The sequence below is a fragment of the Wenyingzhuangia heitensis genome (assembly GCF_011762155.1).
Classification (GTDB): Bacteria; Bacteroidota; Bacteroidia; order Flavobacteriales; family Flavobacteriaceae; genus Wenyingzhuangia; species Wenyingzhuangia heitensis.
Genome location: NZ_JAASQL010000001.1, coordinates 1,990,409 through 2,015,775, shown reverse-complemented (window position 1 = coordinate 2,015,775; position 25,367 = coordinate 1,990,409). Strand labels below are relative to the sequence as shown.

Here is a 25,367-nt window from a genome sequence, read left to right as displayed (position 1 = left end):
AACTAAAAATATATTGATATATAAAAGTGTATATCTTAAAAATAGCAAGACCTACTAAGGCGGGGTGGCCAAAGTAGGTCTAAAATTAACTAATTAACCCTAATAATTAATTAACGCTATGTATTATAGCTTATAAAACACCCCAACGTAACCGCTGAATATAAATGGTGAATTATCGTTGTATATGTTTGCCAAATCTCCTCTATATCTATAGTTAGAAGTAAGGTTAAATCCAAATTTGTCTGATAATAAAAATCTAAACTCAGCATTTAAACCTGCTGTTAAATAAGTACCATCTTCTTCTTCTACATCTCTTTTAATAGCTCCTGCATCTATTCCAAACAATGTCTCTACACTTTCGCACATTGCAGATGTTTCTGGAAAAATATTTACTTTTCTATTGTATAAAAAACCTGCACTTGTGTAGTTCATTGCTGAAAATTGCTCTACAAAAATCCCTATTTCATTATTTTCTTTAAATATTTTTGATCCTTTAATCATAAAATCTAACTCTCCATGATCACTATCAGCATAGGGACCGTTTGCTAACATTGTAGGGTCTAAAGAAAATTGAATAACTGCGTTTTGAGCAACTGCTGCTGTACTGCATAACCCAAGGACCACAACAATCCCCATGATTATAAATAATTTTATCTGTTTCATAGCATTAGATAATTTTATTATTTCTGAATAATTTCACTTTGTTTTTTTAATTTAAACCACAACATCTAAATTAAAAAGAGTCCTTAACAGAAATAAAAGGTTAATAACATTTCGTTCTCTTACCTCAAATTAACGACAGTTTATCGATTAAAAAAAACATTTCATCGAAAAATAATCAAAAACTGCGTAAAGACGTAGTTTTCTATTTCATATCATAGTTTATATTTTCCAATTCTCCTTTCTATACTGCAAAGGACTTAAATGAGTGTATTTTTTAAAGACTCTAGAAAAATAAGAAATATTAGAAAAACCCACTGTATCAGAAATTTCTTGTAAAGAACCTGAAGAAGCTATTAATAACAACTGTGCTCTTTCTACTCTTTTTTTCTGAACATATTCATTAGGTCTTATTTTATATAGTTTTTTAAACAATCTAGAAAAATAATCCACGTTTAAATTTTGTGAATCAGCCAAGTCTTTAACAGTTATATTAGTGTGTAAATTAATTTCTATAAAATTAATAACTCCTTTTAGTTTAGACTTATCATCTTTATCTGTAGGCTCCTTTTTATAAGCAACCACAAATTTAGACAGAATACTTTTTAACAAACCGGCAGTTTCTAAATAAGCTCCTTCAGACAATTTTTGATTTTCTGTTCTAAAAGCTCTCAACCCTTCTTCATTATCATATACTTTAGGATCATCTCTAACAATACCTCTATTAGGATTTAACTCTAGCAATCTTTTAAAATAAAGTAAACTTATATGATCTGCTTTTACTTCATACATAAAATTTAACGTTGAGAAAACAGAATATCCCGTTTCAGAAACTTCTACACAACTAATATGATATTGATTCATATGAACATCACACTTATAATGACTATAAGTAAAACTTGGTATTAAATACATATAACCTGGTTTTAATATGTATTCCTTATTATGATGAAAGACTTTAGCACTACCCTCCGTTATATAATACATTCTAAAAAATGGACTCATTACATTTTCGTAATTCCATTTTTCATTTAAACTAACATATCCCATATTTAATAAGGATAATGTTATGTTTTCGATAGATTTATACATAATTTATTAATATTTTAATACAACAGGAAACCATTAAGTCGGATTTGTGCCTAAAAATATCTGACAAATATAATAAAACGCATTAGAGTCCAAGCTATTTTTGTAAATACCGAAACAACAATCAATAAATGAAACATTTACTATACGCAATTAGCACGTTTTTAGTTATTTCCTGTGGACCATCTATTCCACAAGAAGTAGAAATGGCTTACAAAAAACTACCTAAAAAAATGGATTTTAACCAAGATGTTAAACCCATTCTTTCGGATAAATGTTTTTTATGTCACGGACCCGACAAAGCTAAAATATATGGTGGATTACAATTGCATACAGCAGAAACTGCTTATGGTGAGTTAGAAAAAAGCCCTGGAAAAGTAGCTATCAAACCTGGCGATATAGGTGAATCTGAATTGGTTATTAGGATTTTATCTGAAGATAAAAAAACAATTATGCCAACTCCCGAATCTCACTTATCCTTAAGCAATTACGAAAAAGCTGTTTTAATAAAATGGATAGAACAAGGTGCTGAATATAAAAAACACTGGGCTTTTGAAACTCCAAAAAAACCAGAAGTTCCTAAAGTAACAAATACAACATCGGTAAAAAACCCTATAGATAATTTTGTAGTTGCTAAATTAGAACGCAAAAAAATAACCCCATCTAAACAAGCTGACAAAGAAGTGTTGTTAAGAAGAGCCTCTTTAGATTTAACAGGCTTACCTCCTACATTAGAGGAATTAGATGCATTTGTAAATGACAAATCAGAAAATGCTTTTGAAAAACAAATAGATCGTTTATTGGATTCTCCTCATTTTGGAGAAAGAATGACTTTGGACTGGATGGATGTTGCCAGATACGCAGATACTCACGGATATAGTAATGATAGATATAGAGATACTTCTCCTTGGAGAGATTGGGTGATTAAATCTTTTAACAATAACATGCCATACGATCAGTTTATAGAGTGGCAAATTGCGGGAGACTTAATACCTAACGCAACACGTGAACAAAGACTAGCAACAACCTTTAACAGATTACACCCACAAAATATTGAAGGGGGAATTATTGATGAAGAATTTAGATCTGAATACGTAGCAGATAGAACAGCCACCGTAAGTCAAGGTATTTTAGGTTTGTCTTATGCATGTGCAAAATGTCACGATCACAAATACGATCCAATTTCTCAAAAAGATTACTTTGAATTGTATGCTTTTTTTAACAATGTTGATGAAACAGGTTTAATTCCTTGGGACAACGCAACACCAGTCCCTGCCATGATGTTACCTACCAAGCAACAAGAAGAAGTTTTGGCTTATTTAAAAGGAATTGTAAACACTACCGAAAAGGAATTAGAAACAACCGTTTCTAAAGAAAGTGAAAAAGCCAATAACTGGATTGTCAAAAACGCATATAAAACCATTTCTACACAAACAAGACCTAAAGGATTAATTGCCGAGTTTGATTTTAACAGCAAAAAAATTGTAAACAAAGTTGGAGGAAACGGAAAGAATAAAATCCAAATGAGACAACAGTTTGCTAAAAACGAGCCTGTAGTCTTAGCCAAAGGTAAAAATGGAAAAGGATTGACTATGAACGGAGATACTTGGTTAGATTTAGATAAAATTGGAATCTTTCAAAGAAGTCAAGCATTTAGTATTGGTATCCAGGTATTTATTCCTAAAGACTTAAAAGAGGGTGTTGTTTTTCATAAAATGAACAGTCCAGAATTACACAGTTTTAGAGGATACCACTTAAAAGTAAAAGATAATAAGTTAGAAGCTTTGTTAGCACATGCATACCCAGACAATTCTATTGTAGTTCAATCTTTAAATGATGTTCCTAAAGAACAATGGATACAGTTAACTATGACTTACGATGGTTCTAGTAAGGCTAATGGAGTCTCTATATATGTAGAAGGTGAAAAACAAGAAACCAAAACGATTTTTGATAACCTATATAAAGACATTATTTTTCACGGATTAAGGCTGTATGAAAATAGTCCAAAACTGGAACCAGGACTTCGTATTGGAGCTGTATGGAGAGGAAAAGGAATTAAAGGTGCTGTAGTTGATGATTTATTAGTTTTTGATAAAGAGTTAACAGAAATTGAAGTTTTACAAATTGCTAACCCTAAAAAATTAAAAGCACTTAAAACAAAATCTTATGCCGATTTAAATAAGGACGAAAAACAATCTTTAACGGATTATTACATTGCTTCTAACTCTAAAACGTATAACAAAACACTGCACAAATTAGAAAAGGAAAGAACTGTATTAGCAGATAGTATAGATCCTATTCAGCAGATTATGGTTTTGAAAGAAAGTAAGTTAAACAGACAAACTTATCTTTTAGAAAGAGGAAATTACGATTCTCCTGCAGATTCTGTTTTCCCTAACGTACCAGAAAGAATTTATCCAATAGATGATAAATTACCTAAAAACAGATTGGGACTTGCCAAATGGATTACTGATAAAAAACATCCTTTAACTGCTAGAGTTGCTGTTAACAGATATTGGCAAAACCTTTTTGGAAGAGGAATAGTAAATACTTCTGAAGATTTTGGAAACCAAGGAGAAATTCCTAGTCACCCTAAATTGTTAGATTGGTTGGCAACATCATTCATAGAGTCTGGTTGGGATATAAAAAAATTACACAAAACCATTATGATGTCTCATACCTATCAACAAAGTTCCTCTATTACAAAGCAATTAGCTGAAATAGACATAGATAATATTTTATTAGCAAGAGGACCTTCTGTAAGACTTTCTGGAGAAATGTTAAGAGACAATGCTTTATTTGCTTCTGGTTTATTAAATGATAAAATTGGAGGAGAAAGCGTAAGACCTTATCAACCAAAAGGTTTATGGAAAGTAAATGGAGATACGTATGTACAAGATGGTATGGAAGGTTTGTTTAGAAGAAGTATGTATACTATTTGGAAACGTAGTGTACCCAACCCAACCATTGCAACGTTTGATGCTCCTACCCGAGAATTATGTTCTTCTAGAAGACAAAATACAAACACACCATTGCAAGCTTTGGTTATTTTAAATGATCCTACTTATGTAGAAGCTTCTAGACTAATTGGTAAACAAATTAGTGATGCTACCAATACAACAGAAGGAATAAAACAAGCCTTTAGAAGATTAACAGGTAGAAGTATTTCTCCTAAAGAACTGGAGTTGTTAAGCAAACTTCAAGAAACAGAATACACTAAATTTAAAAAGTACCCAGAAAAAACAAAAGGTTGGTTAAATACGGGTGAATTTAAAATAAAAGAAATAAAAGACAAAGCATTAGTTGCATCAGGTGCTGTGGTCGCAAGTACAATATTAAACTCTGATGCAACCATTACAAAAAGATAATTTAGAACCTCTAAATAAAAACAGTATGTGCAATAATCATGAACATAAAAAATTAAGGTCTAATAATAGAGATTTGCAAGAAATTGAAAAGCAAATTGATAGAAGACATTTCTTAAAAAAAACATCTTTAGGTTTAGGAGCTTTGGCTCTAAGTAATCTTTTGGGAGCTGAAAAACTATTTGCTAACGTAACACCACAAAGTAGTCCTGAAGAAATTCTAAAAGCATATAATAAAAATAGATTAGGATTACCGCACCACCTACCAAAAGCAAAAAGAGTTATTTATTTGTTTCAAAGCGGGGGACCTTCACAAATGGATTTGTTTGACTATAAACCTAAATTAACAGACATGTTTGGTAAAGAGTTACCAGACTCTGTAATTGGAGGACAACGATTAACAGGAATGAGTGGTGCGCAAAGTACACTACCCATTGCTCCTTCTACTTTTAAGTTTAAACAATATGGAGAATCTAGAGCGTGGGTTAGTGATGCCATGCCGTATTTATCAGAAGTTGTAGATGATTTGTGCTTTATAAAAGGAATGCAAACAGATCAAATTAACCATACTCCTGCCATTACATTTATGCAAACAGGAAACCAATTACCTGGTAGACCTTCTATTGGATCTTGGTTAAGTTATGGATTGGGTTCTGACAATGAAAACTTACCTACTTTTATTTCTCTAGTCTCTAAAAATGGAAAAGGTCAACCTTTAAATGCAAGTTTATGGGGAAATGGATTTTTGCCATCAGAACACCAAGGAGTTCAGTTTAGATCTGGAAAAGACCCTGTATTGTATTTAAGTGATCCTGAAAATTATGACGGACACGACAGAAGACATATGTTAGATTATTTAAGTCATTTAAATGATTTGCAAACAGATTCTTACGGAGATCCAGAAATACAAGCAAGAATGTCTCAGTACGAAATGGCTTTTAAAATGCAAACATCCGTACCAGAGGTAACGGATATTAGCGATGAACCAGACCATATTTTTGAAATGTATGGGAAAGACAGTAGAGATTCAGGTACGTATGCAGCCAACTGTTTAATGGCCAGAAAGCTATTAGAAAAAGGAGTTAAATTTGTACAATTGTATCACCAAGGTTGGGATCAACACAACTATTGTCCAGGAGGAGTAAAAAGTCAATCAAGAAAAACAGACCAAGCCACAGCTGCTTTAATTAAAGATTTAAAGCAACGTGGTATGTTAGAAGATACGCTAGTTGTTTGGGGAGGTGAATTTGGTAGAACAGTTTACTCACAAGGGCAATTAACAGAAACAAATTACGGTAGAGACCATCACCCAAAAGCCTTTACTATGTGGATGGCAGGTGCTGGAGTAAAACCAGGGTTTAGTTTTGGAGAAACAGATGACTTTAGTTATAACGTAGTAAAAGATCCTGTGCATGTTCACGATTTTCATGCAACCCTACTCCATTTATTTGGTGTAGATCATGAAAAACTTACATTTAAACATCAAGGTAGACGTTATCGTTTAACAGATGTACACGGACATGTAGTAAAAGACCTATTAACTTAATAAAAAATCAATGTCAGAATCACGTAGAAGCTTTATCAAAAAAACAACCTTAGCAGGTGCAGCATTGGCCGTTACTCCAAACTTTGGATTTCATATGATGAAAAAATCCACCAAAGATGATATCATCTTAGGTCATGGAGATTATCAATATAAGTTAGTAAGAGAATGGGGTCAAATGAGTTCTATAGAAACTCCTTTGTTAAACTGTCATGAAATGCAAATGGACAGCAAAGGTAGGTTGGTTATGATTGGAGACCATCCACAAAACAACATTATTATTTTTGATAAATCTGGTAATGTATTAGACAGTTGGGGAACTGCATATCCTGGAGGTCATGGTTTAACCATTTCTGATGAAGGTGGTGAGGAATTTTTGTTTTTAGCAGATTCTGGTTGGTTTTTAAACAAAGTAGGAAAATGGACAAAACACAACGGTCGCATAACCAAAACAACTATGGATGGTCGTGTGGTTTTTGACATAGGACATCCGCAAACTATTGGAGTTTACAAACCGGGAGAATCTTTTTGCCCTACCGAAACTGCTATTGGACCTAACGGAGATATTTATGTAGCCGATGGATATGGAATGAGTAGAATTATTCAGTACGATGCCAACGGAAGATACATTAGACATTGGGGAGGACACGACAATCCTGATAAAAATTACTTGATTAAAAGTGCACACGGTGTGGCTATAGATTATCGTGAAAAAGGAAACCCAATGGTGGTGGTTACTTCTAGAAGTCAAGCTTGTTTTAAGTGGTTTACTTTGGATGGGAAATACATTAAAACATTACATTTACCTAACATGCAAGTTTGTAGACCTGTTTTTGATGATAAAAACTTATACGCAGGTGTATGTTGGTCTCAACCTGAAGTAGGAAAAACAAACTGGACACAACCTACTGGTTTTGTTACCATTTTAGAAGGAGATACTGTGGTATCAAACCCAGGTGCTACCGCTCCACTTTATGTAGGTAGAGAATTGCAAAAATCGTATCAATTGACAGACAGACCTATTTCTCATGGTCATGATGTTTGTGTAGATAACGACAAAAACCTGTATGTATGCCAGTGGAGAGCAGACAAAACTCCCCCTTTAAAATTAGAGAGAATCTAAACAAACTAAAACAACTAAACTATTATATGCCTTGCAACTAATTTGTGAGGTGTTAAACACTGTAACAAAATGAACGAAGTACCAGATATTGTATTCTTTTTAGGAAGATTTCATCCATTAATTGTCCACTTACCTATTGGATTTATCATGTTTGCTTTTCTTTTAGAAATTTTAAGCAAATGGAAAAATTTAAAAGAATTAAGAGCAGCTATTCCTTATGCTCTTTTGTTTGGAGCAATTACTGCTGCAAAAGCCTGTTTGTTAGGATACATGTTAGCCTCTAGCGGAGAGTATGATGGACCTATGTTAGATGGTCACTTTTGGTTTGGAATTGCAACAACTACCTTTACTTTAATTGCTTGGTTAATTAGCATTGATAAAATTAAATTCATCAAACTGAAAGGTTTTAAAGCAAATATTGCAACACTTACTTTTTTAGTTGTTTTAATTAGTGTTACAGGTCATTATGGAGGAAATTTGACTCACGGTGCTGATTATTTAACAAAATATGCTCCTTTTGGAGAAAAGCCAGAAAAAACAGCTCCTCCTAAAACTGTAAATGATGTCGTTTTATTCGATCATGTTATTTATCCTATTCTAGAAGAAAAATGTATGAGTTGTCACAATCCATCAAAAAAGAAAGGTGGTTTGTCTTTAAACAATGCTGAAAACATTTTAAAAGGAGGAAAAAAAGGATTGGCCATTGTACCGGGAGATCTAAAAGAATCAGGAGTATTTCATAGAGTTACTTTGGCTCATGATGATAAAGAATTTATGCCACCAGATGGAAAAACTCCATTAACTGAAGAAGAAATTAGCCTGCTTAGTTTTTGGATTAAAAGTGCCAAAGCAGATTTTACTGTAAAGTTAGTAGCCTCAGAAGAAAAAGATGAAATTTTAAAAACAGCCTTGGCTTATTTAAATTTAGGAGAACATGCTAAAGAAACCTTACCTACCGTACAACCTGCAGATAGTACAGCTGTAGTTCGTTTGGCTAATGCTGGTTTTACCATTAGAGAATTGGTGTATGATTCTGGAATTTATGATGTGGTATTGCCTACTAAAACCTCAAAAACATCAGAAGAAACCACAAAATTATTGGAACAATTGGCTGTGATTAAAGACAATGTTTTATGGTTGTCTTTACAAGATAATCAAGTAACAGATACACATTTAAAAACCATTGCTCAGTTTAAAAACTTAAGACAGTTGTATTTAAACAAAAATGCGATTACAGATAAAGGAATTGAAGAATTAAAAGCAATAGAAACGCTTAAAAGTTTAAATCTTTATGGTACTGAGGTAAGTAAAGAATCTTTTGCTTCTTTATTGAACTTTAAAAGTTTACAAAATGTTTATGTTTGGAAAACAAAAGTAACAGACAAAGATATTGAAGAGTTTAAACAAAAAAACGCTACTGTAAAACTACATTTAGGAGTTACTAAATAAATGAAACATATTAAATTCTATAATTTTATAATATTCTTAATTTGTGTGAGTTGCACCACCAAAATGGAACAAAAAGAAACGGTAGCCCAATATAGAGCTCTACCTACTAAAATTATAGAACCTAGTAACAACATTTCTACTCCCGATAAAATAAAATTAGGGAAACTTCTTTTTTACGATCCTATTTTATCGGGAAATAAAGATGTGGCTTGTGCTACATGTCATCATCCAGATTATGGTTATGCAGAACCTTTAGACCTTTCTATTGGTGTTAATGGTATCGGAATTGGTAGAAATAGAAGATTTAAAATCCCTAACAATATTCCGCATACAAAACGAAACGCTCATACGATTTTAAACACTGCTTATAACGGAATTAATAGTAATGGAACATACAATGCCGAAACATCTCCTATGTTTTGGGACAATAGAGCTGTTAGTTTAGAAGGACAAGCTTTGTTACCTATTTTATCTTTGGAAGAAATGAGAGGTACAACTATTAAAGAAGACCATGCTTTAGATACTATTGTAAATAGATTAACTAAAATAAAAGAGTACAAAAATTTATTTTCTTTAGCCTTTCCTGAAAATAAAAAAATAGACAGCACAAATATTCTTAAAGCCATTGCCAGTTTTGAAAGAACACTTACCACACCAAATTCTAGGTTTGATAAATTTATAGCGGGAGACAATAACGCATTGTCTGAAGTAGAAAAACAAGGATTTAAATTGTTTAAAAAAGCAAAATGTCATCAATGCCATTCAGGTCCCATGTTTAGTGATTTTAAAATACATGCACTTGGTGTTATAGACAATGAAAAACTAGGTTTTTCTGACGATGGTTTTAACAAAACCTATGGATTTAGAACTCCATCCTTACGAAACTTAAGGCACACAGCACCTTATATGCACAATGGAAAACTAACCAGCTTAAAAAAAGTATTGGAGTTTTATGAAGATATTTCCAACGGAAAATCTCAAAACCCCAATATTAGTCAACTTGATAGTTTGGTCAGTCAAATAAATTTAAAAGGGAAAGACATGTCTCCAATACTTTCCTTTTTTAATAGCCTAAACTCCGAAGATTACGATAAAAGTATTCCTAAAAAAGTCCCAAGTGAATTGCCTGTTGGAGGAAACATTTACTAAATCTCACTATTTTTAAATATAATAAGAGGTTTTAATTATTTTTTAAATTACATTTATTTTGTTCTAGTATAATAAACCTTAACTTATACCTGGGACTCTAATAACTTAATTATGAAAAAATCTGGTTTTATTCTTTTAGTACTATGTACTGTTCTTACTTACACAATTGCCTTTTCTCAAACAACAGAAAATCAACCTACTGATAGTCTTAGCGTTCAAAAAGACAGTATTAACAATAGCTTGTTAAAGGATTTTAATCAAAAACTTTTTGAAATTAAAGAACAACGCAAACTAGATTCTATTAAAAAATTAGAATTAGAAAAAACATTACAATCTTTAAAAACCACAGATAATTTAAAAAAAGAAGAACTTTTAAATCAACTAAAACAGATTGAAGAAGCCGAAAAAAATAGAATTTCTGATAAGAAAAATAGAATTGATGCACTAAGAAACACCGCAAAAGGGCATCCTGTAGTTGGGGTTATGAAAGACACTCTATTTTTAATTTATGCCAAAATAGGCTCTTCTACTGCTGCAGAAAGAGCTAAAAATATTTCTAAAAAAATAGAAAAATTATACAATGATGATTTCTTAAAAATTGATTTAATCAAAGTAAATCCTTTTGAGAACACTTATGATATTGTTTATAATGAACTTATTATTATGAGTATTTCTGAGGCCGATGCCATTTGGTACAATCAATCTTTAGAAAGCAGTGCCAATCTTTTTAAAGACACTATCAAAACCGCTATAGTTACCGCTAAAAAAGAAAATAGTCTGCAAAAAATATTACTGAGAGTAGGACTTGTTTTATTAGCCATCATAATCCTGGTATTGATTATTAAATTGGTTAAAAAATTATTTATAAAACTTGATGCAATTATTGATTTAAAGCAAGAGTCTTGGTTAAAAGATGTAAAATACAACGACTATGTTATTGTGTCTACAGAACAAGCATTGGTATTAGTATCCTATATTATAAAAGCCTTAAAAATTATTGTATATGTTGTTATTTTATACATAACATTGCCTATTTTGTTTAGCATCTTTCCTTTTACTAGAGATTGGGCTGATACATTATTTAACCTTATTTGGAATCCTTTTAAAGGGGTTTTAATGGATATTATCGGTTTTTTACCCAACCTGTTTAGTATTGCTGTTATTTATATTGTGATGCGTTATTTTATAAGATTTGTAAAATATATTTTTAGCGAAATTAAAAACGAAAAATTAAAAATCAATGGATTTCATCCAGATTGGGCAATGCCTACTTTTGGAATTGCTAAGGTTTTGTTATATGCGTTTACCATCGTTTTAATATTCCCACATTTACCAGGAAATGATTCCAAAGTTTTTCAAGGAGTCTCTGTATTTGTAGGTATTTTATTTTCTTTAGGTTCTTCTACAGCAATATCCAATATGGTTGCCGGATTGGTAATTACCTACATGCGTTCTTTTAAACTAGGCGATCGAATTAAATTTGGAGATATTAAAGGAGATGTGGTAGAAAAAACACTGTTGATTACGCGTTTAAAAACCGTGAAAAATGAAATTATTACGGTTCCTAACTCTACTATTTTAGCAAGTAATATTATCAACTATACTAGTATTGCAGATGAGAATGGATTGATTTTACACACCACAGTTACTTTGGGTTATGATGTGCCATGGAAATTAGTTCACGAAAGTTTAATAGAAGCTGCTATTAGAACAGAAGCTGTTTCTAACGTACCCAAACCTTTTGTTTTACAAACTAGTTTAGATGATTATTATGTTTCTTATGAATTGAATGCTTACACCACTGTTGTGGCCAAACAAGCAATTATTTATTCTGATCTACATCAAAACATACAAGATGTTTGTAATGAAAATGGTATTGAAATACTATCACCACATTACCGTGCTGCTAGAGATGGAAACATGACCACTATTCCTAAAGATTATTTAGACAAAGATTACAAAGCTCCTAGTTTTAATGTAAATATCAATCGTCAAGATAAAGAGTAAACACTGGTAAAAGTTTTCTTTTAAAACCGAACTTACCTCAGTTATAAACATAAAAAAAGCTCTGAATTTCTTCAGAGCTTTTTTAGTTAAACTTGCTTTTCTAAATAATGAAAATCTATTTGGTACTGACTTTTTAAATCCTTTATTTTATCATTTATGTCTTTAGTATCTGCCTTTTTATTTGTTTTAGATCCCACCAACATTACATTTTTACGAGTATGTTCATTAGAAATAAACTCAAATACCTTAGTACTATATTGATGCTTTTCTAAAATTAAAGCTCTAATAGTATCTGTAATCATTTCAAACTGACGTTCTTTAAAAATTCCATATTTTAACAAAGGACTCTCCTGCTCCACTCCTTTTACTTGTTGACGAACTTGTTTATGACAACAAGGTGCACAAATAACCAAACCAGCATTGGCTACAATTCCTTTAGCAATCGCATCATCTGTGGCGGTATCACAAGCATGCAAAGCAATTAAAATGTCTATTTTTTTGTTGTCGTAATCCTGAATTAATTTGTTTTCAAAATTCAACCCCTCAAAACCACATTTTTCAGCAACATCATTACAATACGTAACCAAACCATCTCGTAACTCAATTCCTGTAACAGAAACCTCTTTATGTCTATCGTTTTTTAAATAATCATACAAGGCAAAAGTTAAATACCCTTTTCCAGAACCCATATCTACAATCTGAATGTGTTTTGGTAACTTAATTCCATTAATTAAACTTTCTATTATTTCTAAATACTTGTTTATCTGACGATATTTATCTGCCATTTTAGGAATTACATTTCCCTCTTTATCTGTTACCCCTAAGTAAAACAAATAATCTTTATTGGCTGCACGTTTTTCTTTAGGTCTATCGTGAGTTTCTGGTAACTTGTTGGTAAAACTAGGAGCCACTTTTTTAAGAGTTACTACTTTCTTTTTAGAAACAAATACTTGAATATCATCTGGCAATGTAAACACTACAGCAGAACGAAACGTATTAGTTAACAACGTTTCAACTTCTTCAAAAGCTTCTTCTAGTGTGTAGTTTTTTACGACATCGTTGGTTTTATTACGATAGGTAAACTGAAATTTTTGTTGATTTTGTATTGTTACTAATCTTACATATACATTACGTAATCCATCATTTTTTCTGATAGGTTTACTAAATGTCATTTTCACAAAAGTGTCTGCTACAAGGCTATTTTGAATTTCTTCAAAAAGAGGTTTAAATTCATCCATACTGCAAAATTAGTCTTTATTAATGGATAAAAAAATAGATATAGGTCACGGATAGAAATCGAATGTAAATAATTAAATAACCTATTGTTTTTTTGTTTACATTCGCGCAAAATTAACGAGCCTAAAACATTGAAAACAAAAAGATTAGAATACATTGACATTCTTAGATCTGTAGCCATACTAATGATGCTGGAAGGTCATTTTATGACCCATAGCCTATTACCCGTTTTTCGTGACCCTTTAAATCCTATTTATGCTGTTTGGAAATTTACAAGAGGACTTACTGCTCCTTTGTTTTTATCTGTTTCTGGATTGATTTTCACCTATTTATTATTACAAAGTAGTACGCAAGGCTGGTCTAATCCTAGAGTACAAAAAGGATTAAAAAGAGGGATCACTTTAATTGCAATAGGTTATTTTTTACAATTTAATTTGTATACCCACTTTTTTTCAGAAAGACCTTTATTTACAAGTCTTACTCAAATATTTCATGTATTGCAATGCATAGGAACCTCACTTATTTTATTAATAACTATTTACTTAATTAAAACCTATATACTTAAAATTCCTTTAGGATTTTTGTTGGGAATAATGGGTTTATTAGTTGTTATTATAAGTCCTACATTGTATGCTATGGAATACACCTACCTACCTCGATTTATAGAAAACATTTTAATAACAAGTAAAGACACTACTTTAAAAACATCTGTTTTTCCATTATTCCCTTGGTCTGGTTATGTGTTTTTGGGAGGTGCTTTGGGTAGTGTTATTTATACCTTAAAACACAAAGCCAATCATTTTTTATTCCCTTTCGGATTAATAGTTTCAGGAGTTCTAGTACAATTACTTACCTACCCTTTATTGGCAGGCATACAAAAACTACCACTTTTTAACCTGCTTAAATCTTTTAAATATGGTTACGAACCTGTTCGCTTTTGTCAGGTATTAATTTTTATTGGGTTGATTATATTACTTCAAAAAGGAATTACAACACTTAGAACACAAACTCTATTTGATGTTCCTAAAATAGTGGTTCGTAATCTGATAGGTATCAGTTTTGGATTGGGTTGTTATTTATTTACAACACCATTAGAAACACCTTTACAAAACATTGTAGCTTATAGCTTATTTTTTATCCCTATTGTTTTAGGAATGTGGAAATTATCAAACTGGAATTATCAAACATTTATTAAAATTGGACAAAATACTTTGTCAGTATACGTACTTCACGTAATTCTATTATACCAAGGTTTTTTTGGTTTTAGATTAGATATCTTGATCAAAAATAAACTAACTCCATTTTTTTCTATTTCTGGAGCCATATTATTTATTTTTTTCTTTTTAGCATATACACAATATGAGCCTGTTTTAATTCAAATACTACATCGTATAAAAGTTAGATACAAAATCATCAAACGAAAAGTACAATACAGAACAAGCACTATTTAAGTTTTTTATAATTAAAAAATCTTTAAATAATACACTCCTTAAAGTCCACTATTTTATCTAAATTTGCGCTTTTAAGTTAAACTTGAACAAACTTCATTCATAATGATATTATTCTTTCAAAAAAATACGACTGTTTTTGCAGTACAAACATCAGCACAATCGGCTGAAAACATTCAAAAATTAGAATGGTTATTTGGAAATGCTACACAAATAAACGCTGATGCTTTAGAAGGTTTTTATATTGGACCTCGTAGAGAAATGATTACTCCTTGGAGTACCAACGCAGTAGAAATTACTCAGAATATGAGTATTTCTGGAATTGAAAGAATAGAAGAGTTTACTAAAGCAGATTCAAAAGAAACTGCAATAGACCCTATGTTACAAAAAATGTACGAAGGGTTAAATCAAGACTCTTATACCATTAATGTACAACCAGAACCAATTTTAGAAATTGAAGACATTAAAGCTTTTGATGCGCAAGAAGGGTTGTCTTTAAGTGATGATGAAATTGAGTATTTAGAAGACATGTCTAAGCGTATTGGACGTAAATTAACAGATTCTGAAGTCTTTGGTTTTTCTCAAATCAATTCAGAACACTGTAGACACAAAATATTTAACGGAACATTTGTGATTGATGGAGAAGAAAAAGATACTTCTTTATTTAAAATGATTCGTAAAACATCTAACGAATTTCCGAACGGAATTGTATCCGCATATAAAGACAACGTTGCCTTTGTAAAGGGACCAAAAGCAGTTCAATTTGCTCCAAAAACAGCAGACAAACCTGACTTTTACGAAAACAAAGAATATCAATCTGTAATTTCTTTAAAAGCAGAAACACACAACTTCCCTACCACTGTAGAGCCTTTTAACGGAGCTGCAACCGGTGCAGGTGGAGAAATTAGAGACCGTTTGGCAGGTGGTAAAGGTTCTTTACCCTTAGCAGGAACAGCTGTTTACATGACTTCTTATTCAAGACTAGAAGAAAACAGACCTTGGGAAAATTTAGAAGAAAGAAAGTGGTTATACCAAACTCCAATGGATATCTTAATCAAAGCTTCTAACGGTGCTTCTGATTTTGGAAACAAATTTGGTCAACCTTTAATTTCTGGTTCCTTATTAACATTTGAACACGAAGAGTTAAATAAAAATTTATCAGATGCAGATTTAAGAACTTTAGGGTTTGATAAAGTAATTATGCAAGCTGGTGGTGTAGGTTATGGTAAAGCAGAACAAGCGTTAAAAGACGAACCTAAAGCAGGTGATAAAATTGTAATTCTTGGTGGAGATAATTACCGTATTGGTATGGGAGGTGCTGCGGTATCTTCTGCAGATACTGGTGCTATGGATTCTGGAATTGAATTAAACGCTGTACAACGTTCTAACCCAGAAATGCAAAAACGTGCTGCCAATGCCATTCGTGGTATGGTAGAAAGTGACATCAACCCTATTGTGTCTATTCACGATCACGGTGCAGGTGGACACATGAACTGTTTGTCTGAGTTAGTAGAAGAAACAGGTGGATTGATTGATACTGATAAATTACCTATTGGAGACCCTACATTGTCTGCCAAAGAAACAATTGGGAACGAATCTCAAGAAAGAATGGGATTGGTCATCAACCAAAAAGATATAGATTATTTAGAGCGTGTTGCCGCTCGTGAACGTTCTCCAATGTATACAGTTGGTGATGTAACCAACGACAATCGCTTTACATTTAGATCTAGTACTACAGGAGAAGCTCCTATGGATTTAGATTTAAATGATATGTTTGGATCATCTCCAAAAACAATTTTAAATGACAAAACAACTGCTCGTAAATACGAAGAAGTTGTTTATGATAACAAAGACATTCAACAAAACGTACAAACTGTTTTACAGTTAGAGGCTGTGGCTTGTAAAGATTGGTTAACAAACAAAGTAGACCGTTGTGTGGGTGGTAAAGTTGCCAAACAACAATGTGCAGGTCCTTTACAATTGCCTTTAAATGATGTAGCTGTAATGGCTTTAGACTACAATGGTAAAGAAGGAATTGCCACTTCTATTGGTCACGCTCCTATTTCGGCTTTAATTAATGAAGCTGCAGGTTCTCGTAACGCGATTGCAGAATGTTTAACCAACTTAGTTTGGGCTCCATTAGAAGATCAATTGTCTTCTGTTTCTTTATCTGCGAACTGGATGTGGCCTTGTAAAAACGAAGGAGAAGATGCTCGTTTGTTTAATGCTGTAAAAGCTGTTTCTGATTTTGCGATTGATTTAGGAATCAATATTCCAACAGGAAAAGATTCTTTGTCTATGAAACAAAAATATCCAAACAAAGATGTAATTGCTCCAGGAACGGTTATTATTTCTGGTGTAGGACATTGTAATGATCTTAAAAAAGTAGTAGAACCTGTTTTTTCTAAAAAAGAAGGAAACACTATTTATTATATAGATTTTTCTTCTGATGCATTTAAATTAGGAGGATCATCATTTGCACAAGCTTTAAATAAAATTGGAACAGAAACTCCAGATATTAAAGACTCCGCTAAATTTAAAACGGCTTTTAACACCGTACAAACTTTAATAGAAAAAGGATTAATTACAGCAGGTCACGATATTTCTGCAGGTGGATTGATTACCACTATTTTAGAAATGTGTTTTGCAGATGTAAACTTAGGTGCCAACATTAACATTTCTACTTTAGATGAAGCGGACACGACCAAAGTATTGTTTGCAGAAAACGCAGGAGTTGTAATTCAGACCTTAAACGCTACAGAAGTGGAAGCTGCTTTAACAGAAGCTGGATTGAAATTCGCAAACATTGGTACTACGGTAGAAACTGAAGTAGTAACCTTAGTAAACGGAAACACTACAGAAGTATTTAACATTGCAGATTTACGTGATGTTTGGTTTAAGACTTCTTACTTATTAGACAAAAAACAATCTGGAGAAGCAAAAGCTACGGAAAGATTTGACAATTATAAAAATCAAGCTTTAGACTTTACATTCCCTAGTAACTTTACAGGAAAATTACCTAAGATAGAAGCAGGTAACAAACCTGTGGCAGCTGTGTTACGTGAAAAAGGATCTAACTCAGAACGTGAAATGGCTAACGCATTGTACTTAGCTGGTTTTGATGTAAAAGATGTACACATGACAGATTTAATTTCTGGTCGTGAAACTTTAGAAGATGTAAACTTTTTAGCAGCTGTTGGAGGTTTCTCTAACTCAGATGTATTAGGTTCTGCTAAAGGATGGGCTGGTGCTTTCTTATACAACCCAAAAGCAAAAGCAGCTTTAGACAACTTCTACGCTCGTAAAGACACGTTGTCTTTAGGAATTTGTAACGGATGTCAGTTATTGATAGAATTAGGATTGATTAACCCAGAACACGCAGAAAAGCCTGTTATGGAACACAACGATTCTCACAAGCACGAATCTGGATTTACTTCTGTAGAAATTCAAGAAAACAACTCGGTAATGTTAAGCACCTTAACAGGAAGCAAATTAGGAGTTTGGATTTCTCATGGAGAAGGAAAGTTTAACTTGCCTTACGCAGAAGATCAATATAATTTGGTAGCTAAATACGGTTACAAAGGATATCCTGCCAACCCTAACGGATCTAGCTACAATACGGCTATGATGAGTTCTGAAGATGGTCGTCACTTGGTAATGATGCCACATATTGAACGTTCTATTTTTCAATGGAACTGGGCTAACTACCCTACCGATAGAAACGATGAAGTTTCTCCTTGGCTAGAAGCTTTTGTAAACGCTAAAGATTGGTTGACAAAATAATAATTTAAAAAAAACTCGCTAAATTTAGCGAGTTTTTTTTATTTATATAAACACGTTGACAAACTCTTTTACTATTATCACTTCTAAACAGATCACTTATGAAAAAGTTTTTAAAAATTTCAGCATTAGTTTTAGTTGTATTGTTTACTTCTCTTTTTATGATTGGAATCATCAATAATGAATCGTTACCAAAAGGAGAAAAAGGAGACCGAGCAGAATTGTTAGCCACCAGGATGTTAACAGCATTAAACAAAAACGCATATGATAATATAACACTATTAGAATGGAGTTTTATAGGAGGGCATGATTACAAATGGTACAAAAAAGAAGATAAGGTTGAAGTAGCTTGGGCTGATAACAAAGTTATTTTATTTACCAAACAACCTAAAAAATCAAAAGTTTATGTTGATGGAAAAGAAGTGAATGCTCCAGAACTAATTAAAAAAGCGATAAAATACTTTAATAACGATTCTTTTTGGTTGGTAGCTCCTTATAAAGTTAAAGACTCTGGAGCAGAAAGAAGTATTGTTAAGCACAATGGTAAAAATTCCTTGCTAGTTACTTATACCTCTGGAGGTTCTACACCTGGAGATTCTTATTTATGGATTCTAGATGACAATTTCATTCCAATATCTTTTAAAATGTGGGTTACTATTATACCTATTGGTGGTTTAAAAACTACTTGGGAAGATTGGATTACTACCAAAGCAGGTTGTAAATTACCAACTAATCATACGCTAAAATTAATTGGCATGGACATCCATATGGGAGATGTAAAAGCTAGTAATTAGTTAGAATATTAATGTCTGTTCGAGTAAATTTCTAAAATGACAATGAAAGGAATTTGTCTTGAAAACCTTGTCAGTTCGAGTAGTAATAGCGTATCAATAGTAGCATTACTATTTCAAATCTACTTCTCGATACAATTTTTTCCGTTACACTTCAAAAATCACTCGAAATGACAGAGTAATAAAGTTCTTCTAAAAACAAAATATCAGTTCGAGTTTCTTTTGCCTTAGTTGTGGTTTTAACTATAGAAAACAGCATTCCTATTTAAAACCTACTTCTCGATACAATTCTTTCCGTTGCACTTCAAAAATCACTCGAAGTGACAGAGTAATAAAGTTCTTCTAAAACAAAGTGTCAGTTCGAGTTTCTTTTACCTTAGTTGTGGTTTTAACTATAGAAAACAGCATTCCTATTTAAAACCTACTTCTCGATACAATTTTTTCCGTTACACTTCAAAAATCACTTGAAGTGACAGAATAATAAAGTTCTTCTAAAACAAAGTGTCAGTTCGAGTTTCTTTTGCTGTAGTAAAACGCAAGTAAAAGAAGTATCGAGAACAGGGCTTACTAACATAAATCTACTTCTCAATTCCCCCTCTATTACTCTCCGTGAATGACTTGAAGTCACAAGATTAATTTTATATTTACAACAGCTTAAAACCATAAATATGCTCCCTGAAAAAGAATATACAGAAGTTGTTAAAAACACTCCCCTAATATCTATTGATTTGGTGATTACAGATGCTGATGGTAAGATTTTACTAGGATACAGATTAAACAAACCTGCACAGCATACTTGGTTTGTACCTGGTGGAGTGATCAGAAAAAACGAATCTTTTTTAGAGGCTTTTACACGCATTTGTGAAGCAGAACTAGGCTTTGCAATCAATTTTTCAGAAGCTACCTACGTTGGGCTTTATGAACATATGTATCCTACTAATTTTGCGAATGATCCTAACTTTGGTACACATTATGTTGTCAATGCTTTTTCTGTAAACATCAAACAAAAAGCAATGGAACTTCCCAAAGCACAACACTCAGAATATTGGTGGGCTACTAAAGAGGAATTGTTGGCTCACAAAGACGTTCACACAAACACTAAAAATTATTTTAACGGTTTTAAACCTTTTAGTAATTACTAATAAAATTCTATATTTTAATGAATACAACACCTAATAAAAAGAAAACTTCTAAAGTTAGAATTTATACAGATATTTTCTTTTTTGCTCTTATGATTTTAGTACTGGTTCCACAAACTACCGGTATACCTATTCACGAATGGTTTAGTTTTTTGATTCTACTACCTTTCTTTTTACATATTATCATCAATTGGAGTTGGATTGTAACCAACTCTAGCAAACTATTAAAAAAGCAACATAAATCTCGTTTTGATTATATTTTAAATTGGATATTATATTTATTTATGATTGTGGTAACCGTTTCTGGAATTGTTATTTCTGAAGCTGCATTGCCCTTTTTCGGTATTTATTTTGAACCTGATCCCTTTTGGTCTAAAATTCATAACCTAAGTGCTACCTTGTTAATGGTTGTATTAGGGGTGCATATTTGTTTGCATTGGAAATGGATTCTTGGTGCTATTAAAAAACTAAAATTTAAAACCGACTTACATCACCTTAGTGAAATTAAAACCATACTTATTACAAAAGCTAAATCGCTATTGTTTTTAGTATTTATAAGTATTGTTATAGCTTTTGCTTTTTGGGCTTTGGATGATAGTGAATGGGCAAATGGATTTAGAATAAATTTAGAAACTGAAACGGTAAAAAAAGAGAATAATTTGCCAAAAAATGGATTAAGATACATTTTACCTTTTGTTAAAGTAGCTGTATTAATGACTATTCCTGCATTAATTACAGGTGGAATTATAAAACTAAAAAAAAGAATTAGAAAACGTTAAATAACGTGATAGAACACGAATGTTAATCAAAGTAAATAAATTCACAAATCTGCAAATAACACAGATTTATATTAAAATAAAAAATGCTTTAAGGCACTGTTCCTTAAAGCATTTTTTATAGGGTGGTGTTTGTATATTAATGTAAAAACTCTAACACTTTTACAGAAGCTAAATCTGCTTCTATTTTTGTTTTTTGAGTTTCTAAAACTGATTTTGTACTCTTAGGCAATGCTGTTTCACTTAAAACCTCATTATATTCTTCTACAGATGCTTTTTCTCCTCTAATGGCTTCTTCTAATACAGCCTCATCATTATTTACCGATAAGATTGATTTCAAATCCATCCAAGTTCTGTGTAAATCACCTGCAACACTTCCATATTTATCTGCATCTTGATTAAAAGAAGCTATTTCTGTTTTTAAGTCAAGAGCAAAATCGTGTCTTTCTGTAGATTTCTTAATAAAGAATTTTTTCAACTCATCATTTTTAACATTCTCTGCTGCATTTCTGTATCCTTTTTCGGCATCATAGTTTTTTTCTAATAATGAGTTTAACTTTGCTCCTACTTTGTCTGTGTACGTTTCCATATTCTATTTGTTTTTTTTTGATTAATACTTACTTCAAAAGTAAATAGATATGTTGTTTATTAAGCTAATGCCAATCAATGTAAGGGTTGATGAATATCAAGAGACTCCTTTTTTATTCTTTCTTTTATTTTTATAATATTATAAAAACAACACTCTTTTTAATAAAAAAATCCTACTAGAAATTCTAGTAGGATTTTTTATATGTAAAATATACCTTTTGCTATAAAAACTGATTTACAATCTGCTTAGTAAATCTGTTTTTTTATTGTTAAACTCTTCTGATGAAAGAATTCCTTTATCTTTTAAACCTGCTAGCTTTTCTATTTTAGCAAAAATATCTTCTTCAAATTCGCTAGTATTATTGGGTACTACTTCAGCAATTGGTGCTGGTTCATTATGTACAAAATCATTTACTATTTGCTGTGGTTGTGGTTGTGGTTTGGGTCTGTTATCGTCTCCAAAAACAATAGGCAAAGAGTTTAAGTCTACATTTCCATATTGACTTGTAAAAGAAACCGAATAATTCCCTCCTTGTTGTTGTCCTACTCCACCAATCTGATTGTCCAACGTATCAAAAACAGTCACTTTTCCGTTTTGTTTAATAGCCAATCTACCAATGTTAGAAAAAATGGCATAACTGGTATCATTTTGGCTTCCTGTAGAGTTTGGAATCCCTAAATCTCCCCACCAATTACCATTAAAACCTCCTTGGTTTTGAGGTAATGGTTTGTACTGTATACCTCCTTGATTTATTAAATTTGACAATTCCATACAAAGTCCATCTACAGTATACTTAAGCTGGTTGTTAAACATATCTCCTACCATAGTCATACCCCCTTGCATCCACTGACCACCACCTCCTAATTCGGGAATGTTAAATTGTGCCATAGTTCCATTACTTCTCATTAACGCATTTGTTAAATCAGTAACCGCATTTACACTTATTCCGTAACGATTTGCCACATTCAGCATGTTCTGAAAACTAGCATCGGTAAATATTGCATTCATAGTATTTTCTTGTTTGGGTCTAAAATATTTTCATAACAATTATTAAGGGCAAGGTAGTCTTTTAAGAAAGGTAATTCTCTCATTTTGAGGGATAAGTTTCTGTTAATTTTACAAAAAATAAAAAATATTTCCTTTGATAATTTTTATTTATTTTTCACAATAAACACTGTTATTTTTATGAATTACAATGTGATTTCATCATTAAAATGTATAATTGATAAAAGGCCATTCCTAAAATAAAAATTCTATTTATTCATTTCTAACACAAAAAACCATTTACTAGTAAAAAAGCTTATATTTAGCGAATAATTTTATATTATTTATTTAGTAAAGCAAGAAATAATAGCTCTATCAGTCTTTTTTTAAGGTTAATTTCTTCATTATAATTTTAAAACAACTAGTTAAATTCTAGTATTATTACAACAGAACGCATGTTTACTATTGACCTTATCTCTGTCTATATTAGTTACATTTTAATATTAATTATAAACCTACTACTAATTAGTGTTTTATATTTTCAAATAAAAAAAAGATATCCGGGAACTCTTTTAATTGTATTTAGTATTTACATGAGTTCCACAGGAAATATTTTAGCATTCTTACGAAATATTATTCCTGATTGGATTTCAATAACTCTAGCCAATATGATTATTGTTATTGGATTAGTACTTCTGTTTGTAGGACTTGAAAAATTTTTAAAGAAAAAAGGAACTCAAATTCAAAACTATCTTTTAATAGGTATTTATTTTATCATACACATGTATATTACCTATGTTGTTCCTGATATAAGACATAGACATATTAATTTTTCAATTCCTTTTATTTTTACCGGAATACAAGTAGCCTATCTAATGTTAAGAAGAGTTCCTATAGTTATGCGGAAATTTACTCGCCCAGTAGGATATGTTTTTATAATCATTTCTATCTTTCATGTTGTTCGTATTATATACCTTGCCCAAAACAATGATGCATTAACTAATACTGTAGAATCTAAATCCATAGAAGCTATGTTTTTAATAGTATGGGAATTGGTTCTTATACTTGCTATTTGTAGCCTTTTCTTAATGTATATAAAACGATTAATTATTGATGTAAACAATCAAGAAGAAAAGTTTTCTAAATCCTTTTATGCAGCTCCTTTTGTTATTTTATTATCTAAACTTAGCACTGGGGAAATTTTTGAAGTCAATCACAAAATTCAATCTATTTGTGGTTATTTACCTAGTGAATTAATTGGCTTTAATACCATAGATTTAAAACTTTGGGGCTCATCAAAGGATCGCTTAAAATTTACAACCTTATTAAAGTCTGAAGGCTCTGTTGTGGAAAAAGAGTATCAATTTAGAAAAAAATCTGGGGAATTGTTTTTTGGGCTACTCTCTGCTAAAATAATTAACATTAATGGAGAGCAATGTATTATTTCTATTATAAATGATATTACGATTAGAAAAACAGCTGAACTTAATCTAAAAAAAAGTGAAACTTCTTTAAGGCTATCTAACTCTACAAAAGACAAGTTTTTTTCTATTATTGCCCACGATTTAAAAAGTCCTTTTAATGGTATTTTAGGTTTTAGTCAATTACTTAGTGAACAAGTAAAAAACAAGGATTATGAAAGTATTGAGGATTATGCAGAAATCATAAATACATCCTCTCAACATGCGGTAGATTTACTTTCTAATTTAACAGAATGGTCCATGTCTCAAACAGGTAAAATGGAGTTTAGTCCTGAGTATGTTGACATAGTGATCGTAATAAAATCTACACTAGAATTGTTAAAAATATCTTCTGATCAAAAAAACATTCACATTAACCTAAACCTCCCCACAAACCTAATTTTGTATGTAGATAAAATAATGATAGAAGTTATTTTAAGAAATCTTATTTCTAACGCTATAAAGTTTACACCACAAAAAGGAAGTATTTATATTAATGTTCTAGAAAAAAACAAAGAGTATCTATTTTCTATTATAGACACTGGTGTTGGTATTGATGAAAAACATATTGATAAATTATTTAGAATTGATAGCACCTACACAACCGAAGGAACTAACAACGAAAGAGGAACTGGTTTAGGCCTTATACTTTGTAAAGATTTTATTGATTATCACAAAGGAAAAATATGGGTAGAAAGCAAACCTAACATAGGTAGTGAATTTTATTTTTCTTTGACAAAAGACTATCATTAAAACTTTTAAAACAGTGACAACACACC

The 25,367-nt window shown here is 31.5% G+C and carries 17 protein-coding genes; 12 read left to right on the top strand and 5 right to left on the bottom strand.

Annotation, left to right across the window (positions count from 1 at the left end; translation table 11 throughout):
* Positions 1-123: 123 nt before the first annotated feature.
* Positions 124-663 carry a hypothetical protein gene (locus FHR24_RS08500; protein WP_167186717.1) on the bottom strand — a complete coding sequence of 180 codons (540 nt, stop codon included), beginning with the start codon at positions 661-663 and terminating at the stop codon, positions 124-126.
* Positions 664-882: 219 nt separating this feature from the next.
* A complete protein-coding gene (locus tag FHR24_RS08495; protein ID WP_167186714.1) occupies positions 883-1,752 on the bottom strand; it encodes a helix-turn-helix domain-containing protein in 870 nt (289 codons plus the stop codon).
* Between the two features lie 128 nt (positions 1,753-1,880).
* Here FHR24_RS08495 and FHR24_RS08490 point away from each other — a divergent pair, with 128 nt between their 5' ends.
* The 6 genes from FHR24_RS08490 (at position 1,881) to FHR24_RS08465 (ending at position 12,385) form a co-directional block, all read left to right on the top strand.
* Positions 1,881-5,117, top strand: coding sequence for a DUF1553 domain-containing protein (locus tag FHR24_RS08490; protein ID WP_167186711.1), 3,237 nt, complete (start codon positions 1,881-1,883; stop codon positions 5,115-5,117).
* A 25-nt stretch (positions 5,118-5,142) separates the two neighbouring features.
* Entirely contained in the window at positions 5,143-6,660 is a 1,518-nt protein-coding gene (locus tag FHR24_RS08485) for a DUF1501 domain-containing protein (protein WP_167186709.1), read from the top strand.
* Positions 6,661-6,670: 10 nt separating this feature from the next.
* Positions 6,671-7,780, top strand: a complete 1,110-nt coding sequence (locus FHR24_RS08480; protein ID WP_208412306.1) for a twin-arginine translocation signal domain-containing protein — start codon at positions 6,671-6,673, stop codon at positions 7,778-7,780.
* A gap of 69 nt (positions 7,781-7,849) precedes the next feature.
* Positions 7,850-9,229: a c-type cytochrome domain-containing protein gene (locus FHR24_RS08475; protein WP_167186707.1), complete on the top strand. Its 1,380-nt coding sequence runs from the start codon at positions 7,850-7,852 to the stop codon at positions 9,227-9,229.
* A gap of 63 nt (positions 9,230-9,292) precedes the next feature.
* A complete protein-coding gene (locus tag FHR24_RS08470; protein WP_243846521.1) occupies positions 9,293-10,378 on the top strand; it encodes a cytochrome-c peroxidase in 1,086 nt (361 codons plus the stop codon).
* Positions 10,379-10,489: 111 nt separating this feature from the next.
* Entirely contained in the window at positions 10,490-12,385 is a 1,896-nt protein-coding gene (locus FHR24_RS08465; RefSeq protein ID WP_167186701.1) for a mechanosensitive ion channel family protein, read from the top strand.
* A gap of 86 nt (positions 12,386-12,471) precedes the next feature.
* Here the strand turns inward: FHR24_RS08465 and FHR24_RS08460 are convergent, their stop codons facing one another.
* Complete coding sequence (locus FHR24_RS08460; RefSeq protein ID WP_167186698.1) at positions 12,472-13,623, bottom strand: class I SAM-dependent methyltransferase; 1,152 nt, start codon at positions 13,621-13,623, stop codon at positions 12,472-12,474.
* A gap of 129 nt (positions 13,624-13,752) precedes the next feature.
* Between FHR24_RS08460 and FHR24_RS08455 the strand changes: the two genes are divergently transcribed.
* The 5 genes from FHR24_RS08455 (at position 13,753) to FHR24_RS08435 (ending at position 21,558) form a co-directional block, all read left to right on the top strand.
* Positions 13,753-15,072, top strand: coding sequence for a heparan-alpha-glucosaminide N-acetyltransferase domain-containing protein (locus FHR24_RS08455; RefSeq protein WP_167186695.1), 1,320 nt, complete (start codon positions 13,753-13,755; stop codon positions 15,070-15,072).
* A gap of 102 nt (positions 15,073-15,174) precedes the next feature.
* Positions 15,175-18,852, top strand: a complete 3,678-nt coding sequence (gene purL / locus FHR24_RS08450; protein ID WP_167186692.1) for a phosphoribosylformylglycinamidine synthase — start codon at positions 15,175-15,177, stop codon at positions 18,850-18,852.
* A 98-nt stretch (positions 18,853-18,950) separates the two neighbouring features.
* Entirely contained in the window at positions 18,951-19,643 is a 693-nt protein-coding gene (locus tag FHR24_RS08445; RefSeq protein WP_167186689.1) for a hypothetical protein, read from the top strand.
* A gap of 665 nt (positions 19,644-20,308) precedes the next feature.
* Positions 20,309-20,782 (top strand): GDP-mannose mannosyl hydrolase, encoded by a 474-nt coding sequence (locus FHR24_RS08440; protein WP_167186685.1) that lies wholly within the window; start codon positions 20,309-20,311, stop codon positions 20,780-20,782.
* Positions 20,783-20,799: 17 nt separating this feature from the next.
* Entirely contained in the window at positions 20,800-21,558 is a 759-nt protein-coding gene (locus FHR24_RS08435) for a DUF4405 domain-containing protein (protein ID WP_167186682.1), read from the top strand.
* A gap of 136 nt (positions 21,559-21,694) precedes the next feature.
* On the opposite strand, the gene FHR24_RS08430 is transcribed toward FHR24_RS08435, so the two are convergent.
* Positions 21,695-22,144, bottom strand: a complete 450-nt coding sequence (locus FHR24_RS08430) for a ferritin-like domain-containing protein (RefSeq protein WP_167186679.1) — start codon at positions 22,142-22,144, stop codon at positions 21,695-21,697.
* 234 nt (positions 22,145-22,378) lie between these two features.
* Entirely contained in the window at positions 22,379-23,152 is a 774-nt protein-coding gene (locus FHR24_RS08425; RefSeq protein WP_167186676.1) for an SHOCT domain-containing protein, read from the bottom strand.
* Positions 23,153-23,721: 569 nt separating this feature from the next.
* On the opposite strand from FHR24_RS08425, the gene FHR24_RS08420 reads away from it, so the two are divergent.
* Entirely contained in the window at positions 23,722-25,341 is a 1,620-nt protein-coding gene (locus FHR24_RS08420; protein WP_167186673.1) for a sensor histidine kinase, read from the top strand.
* The last annotated feature ends 26 nt before the right edge of the window (positions 25,342-25,367 follow it).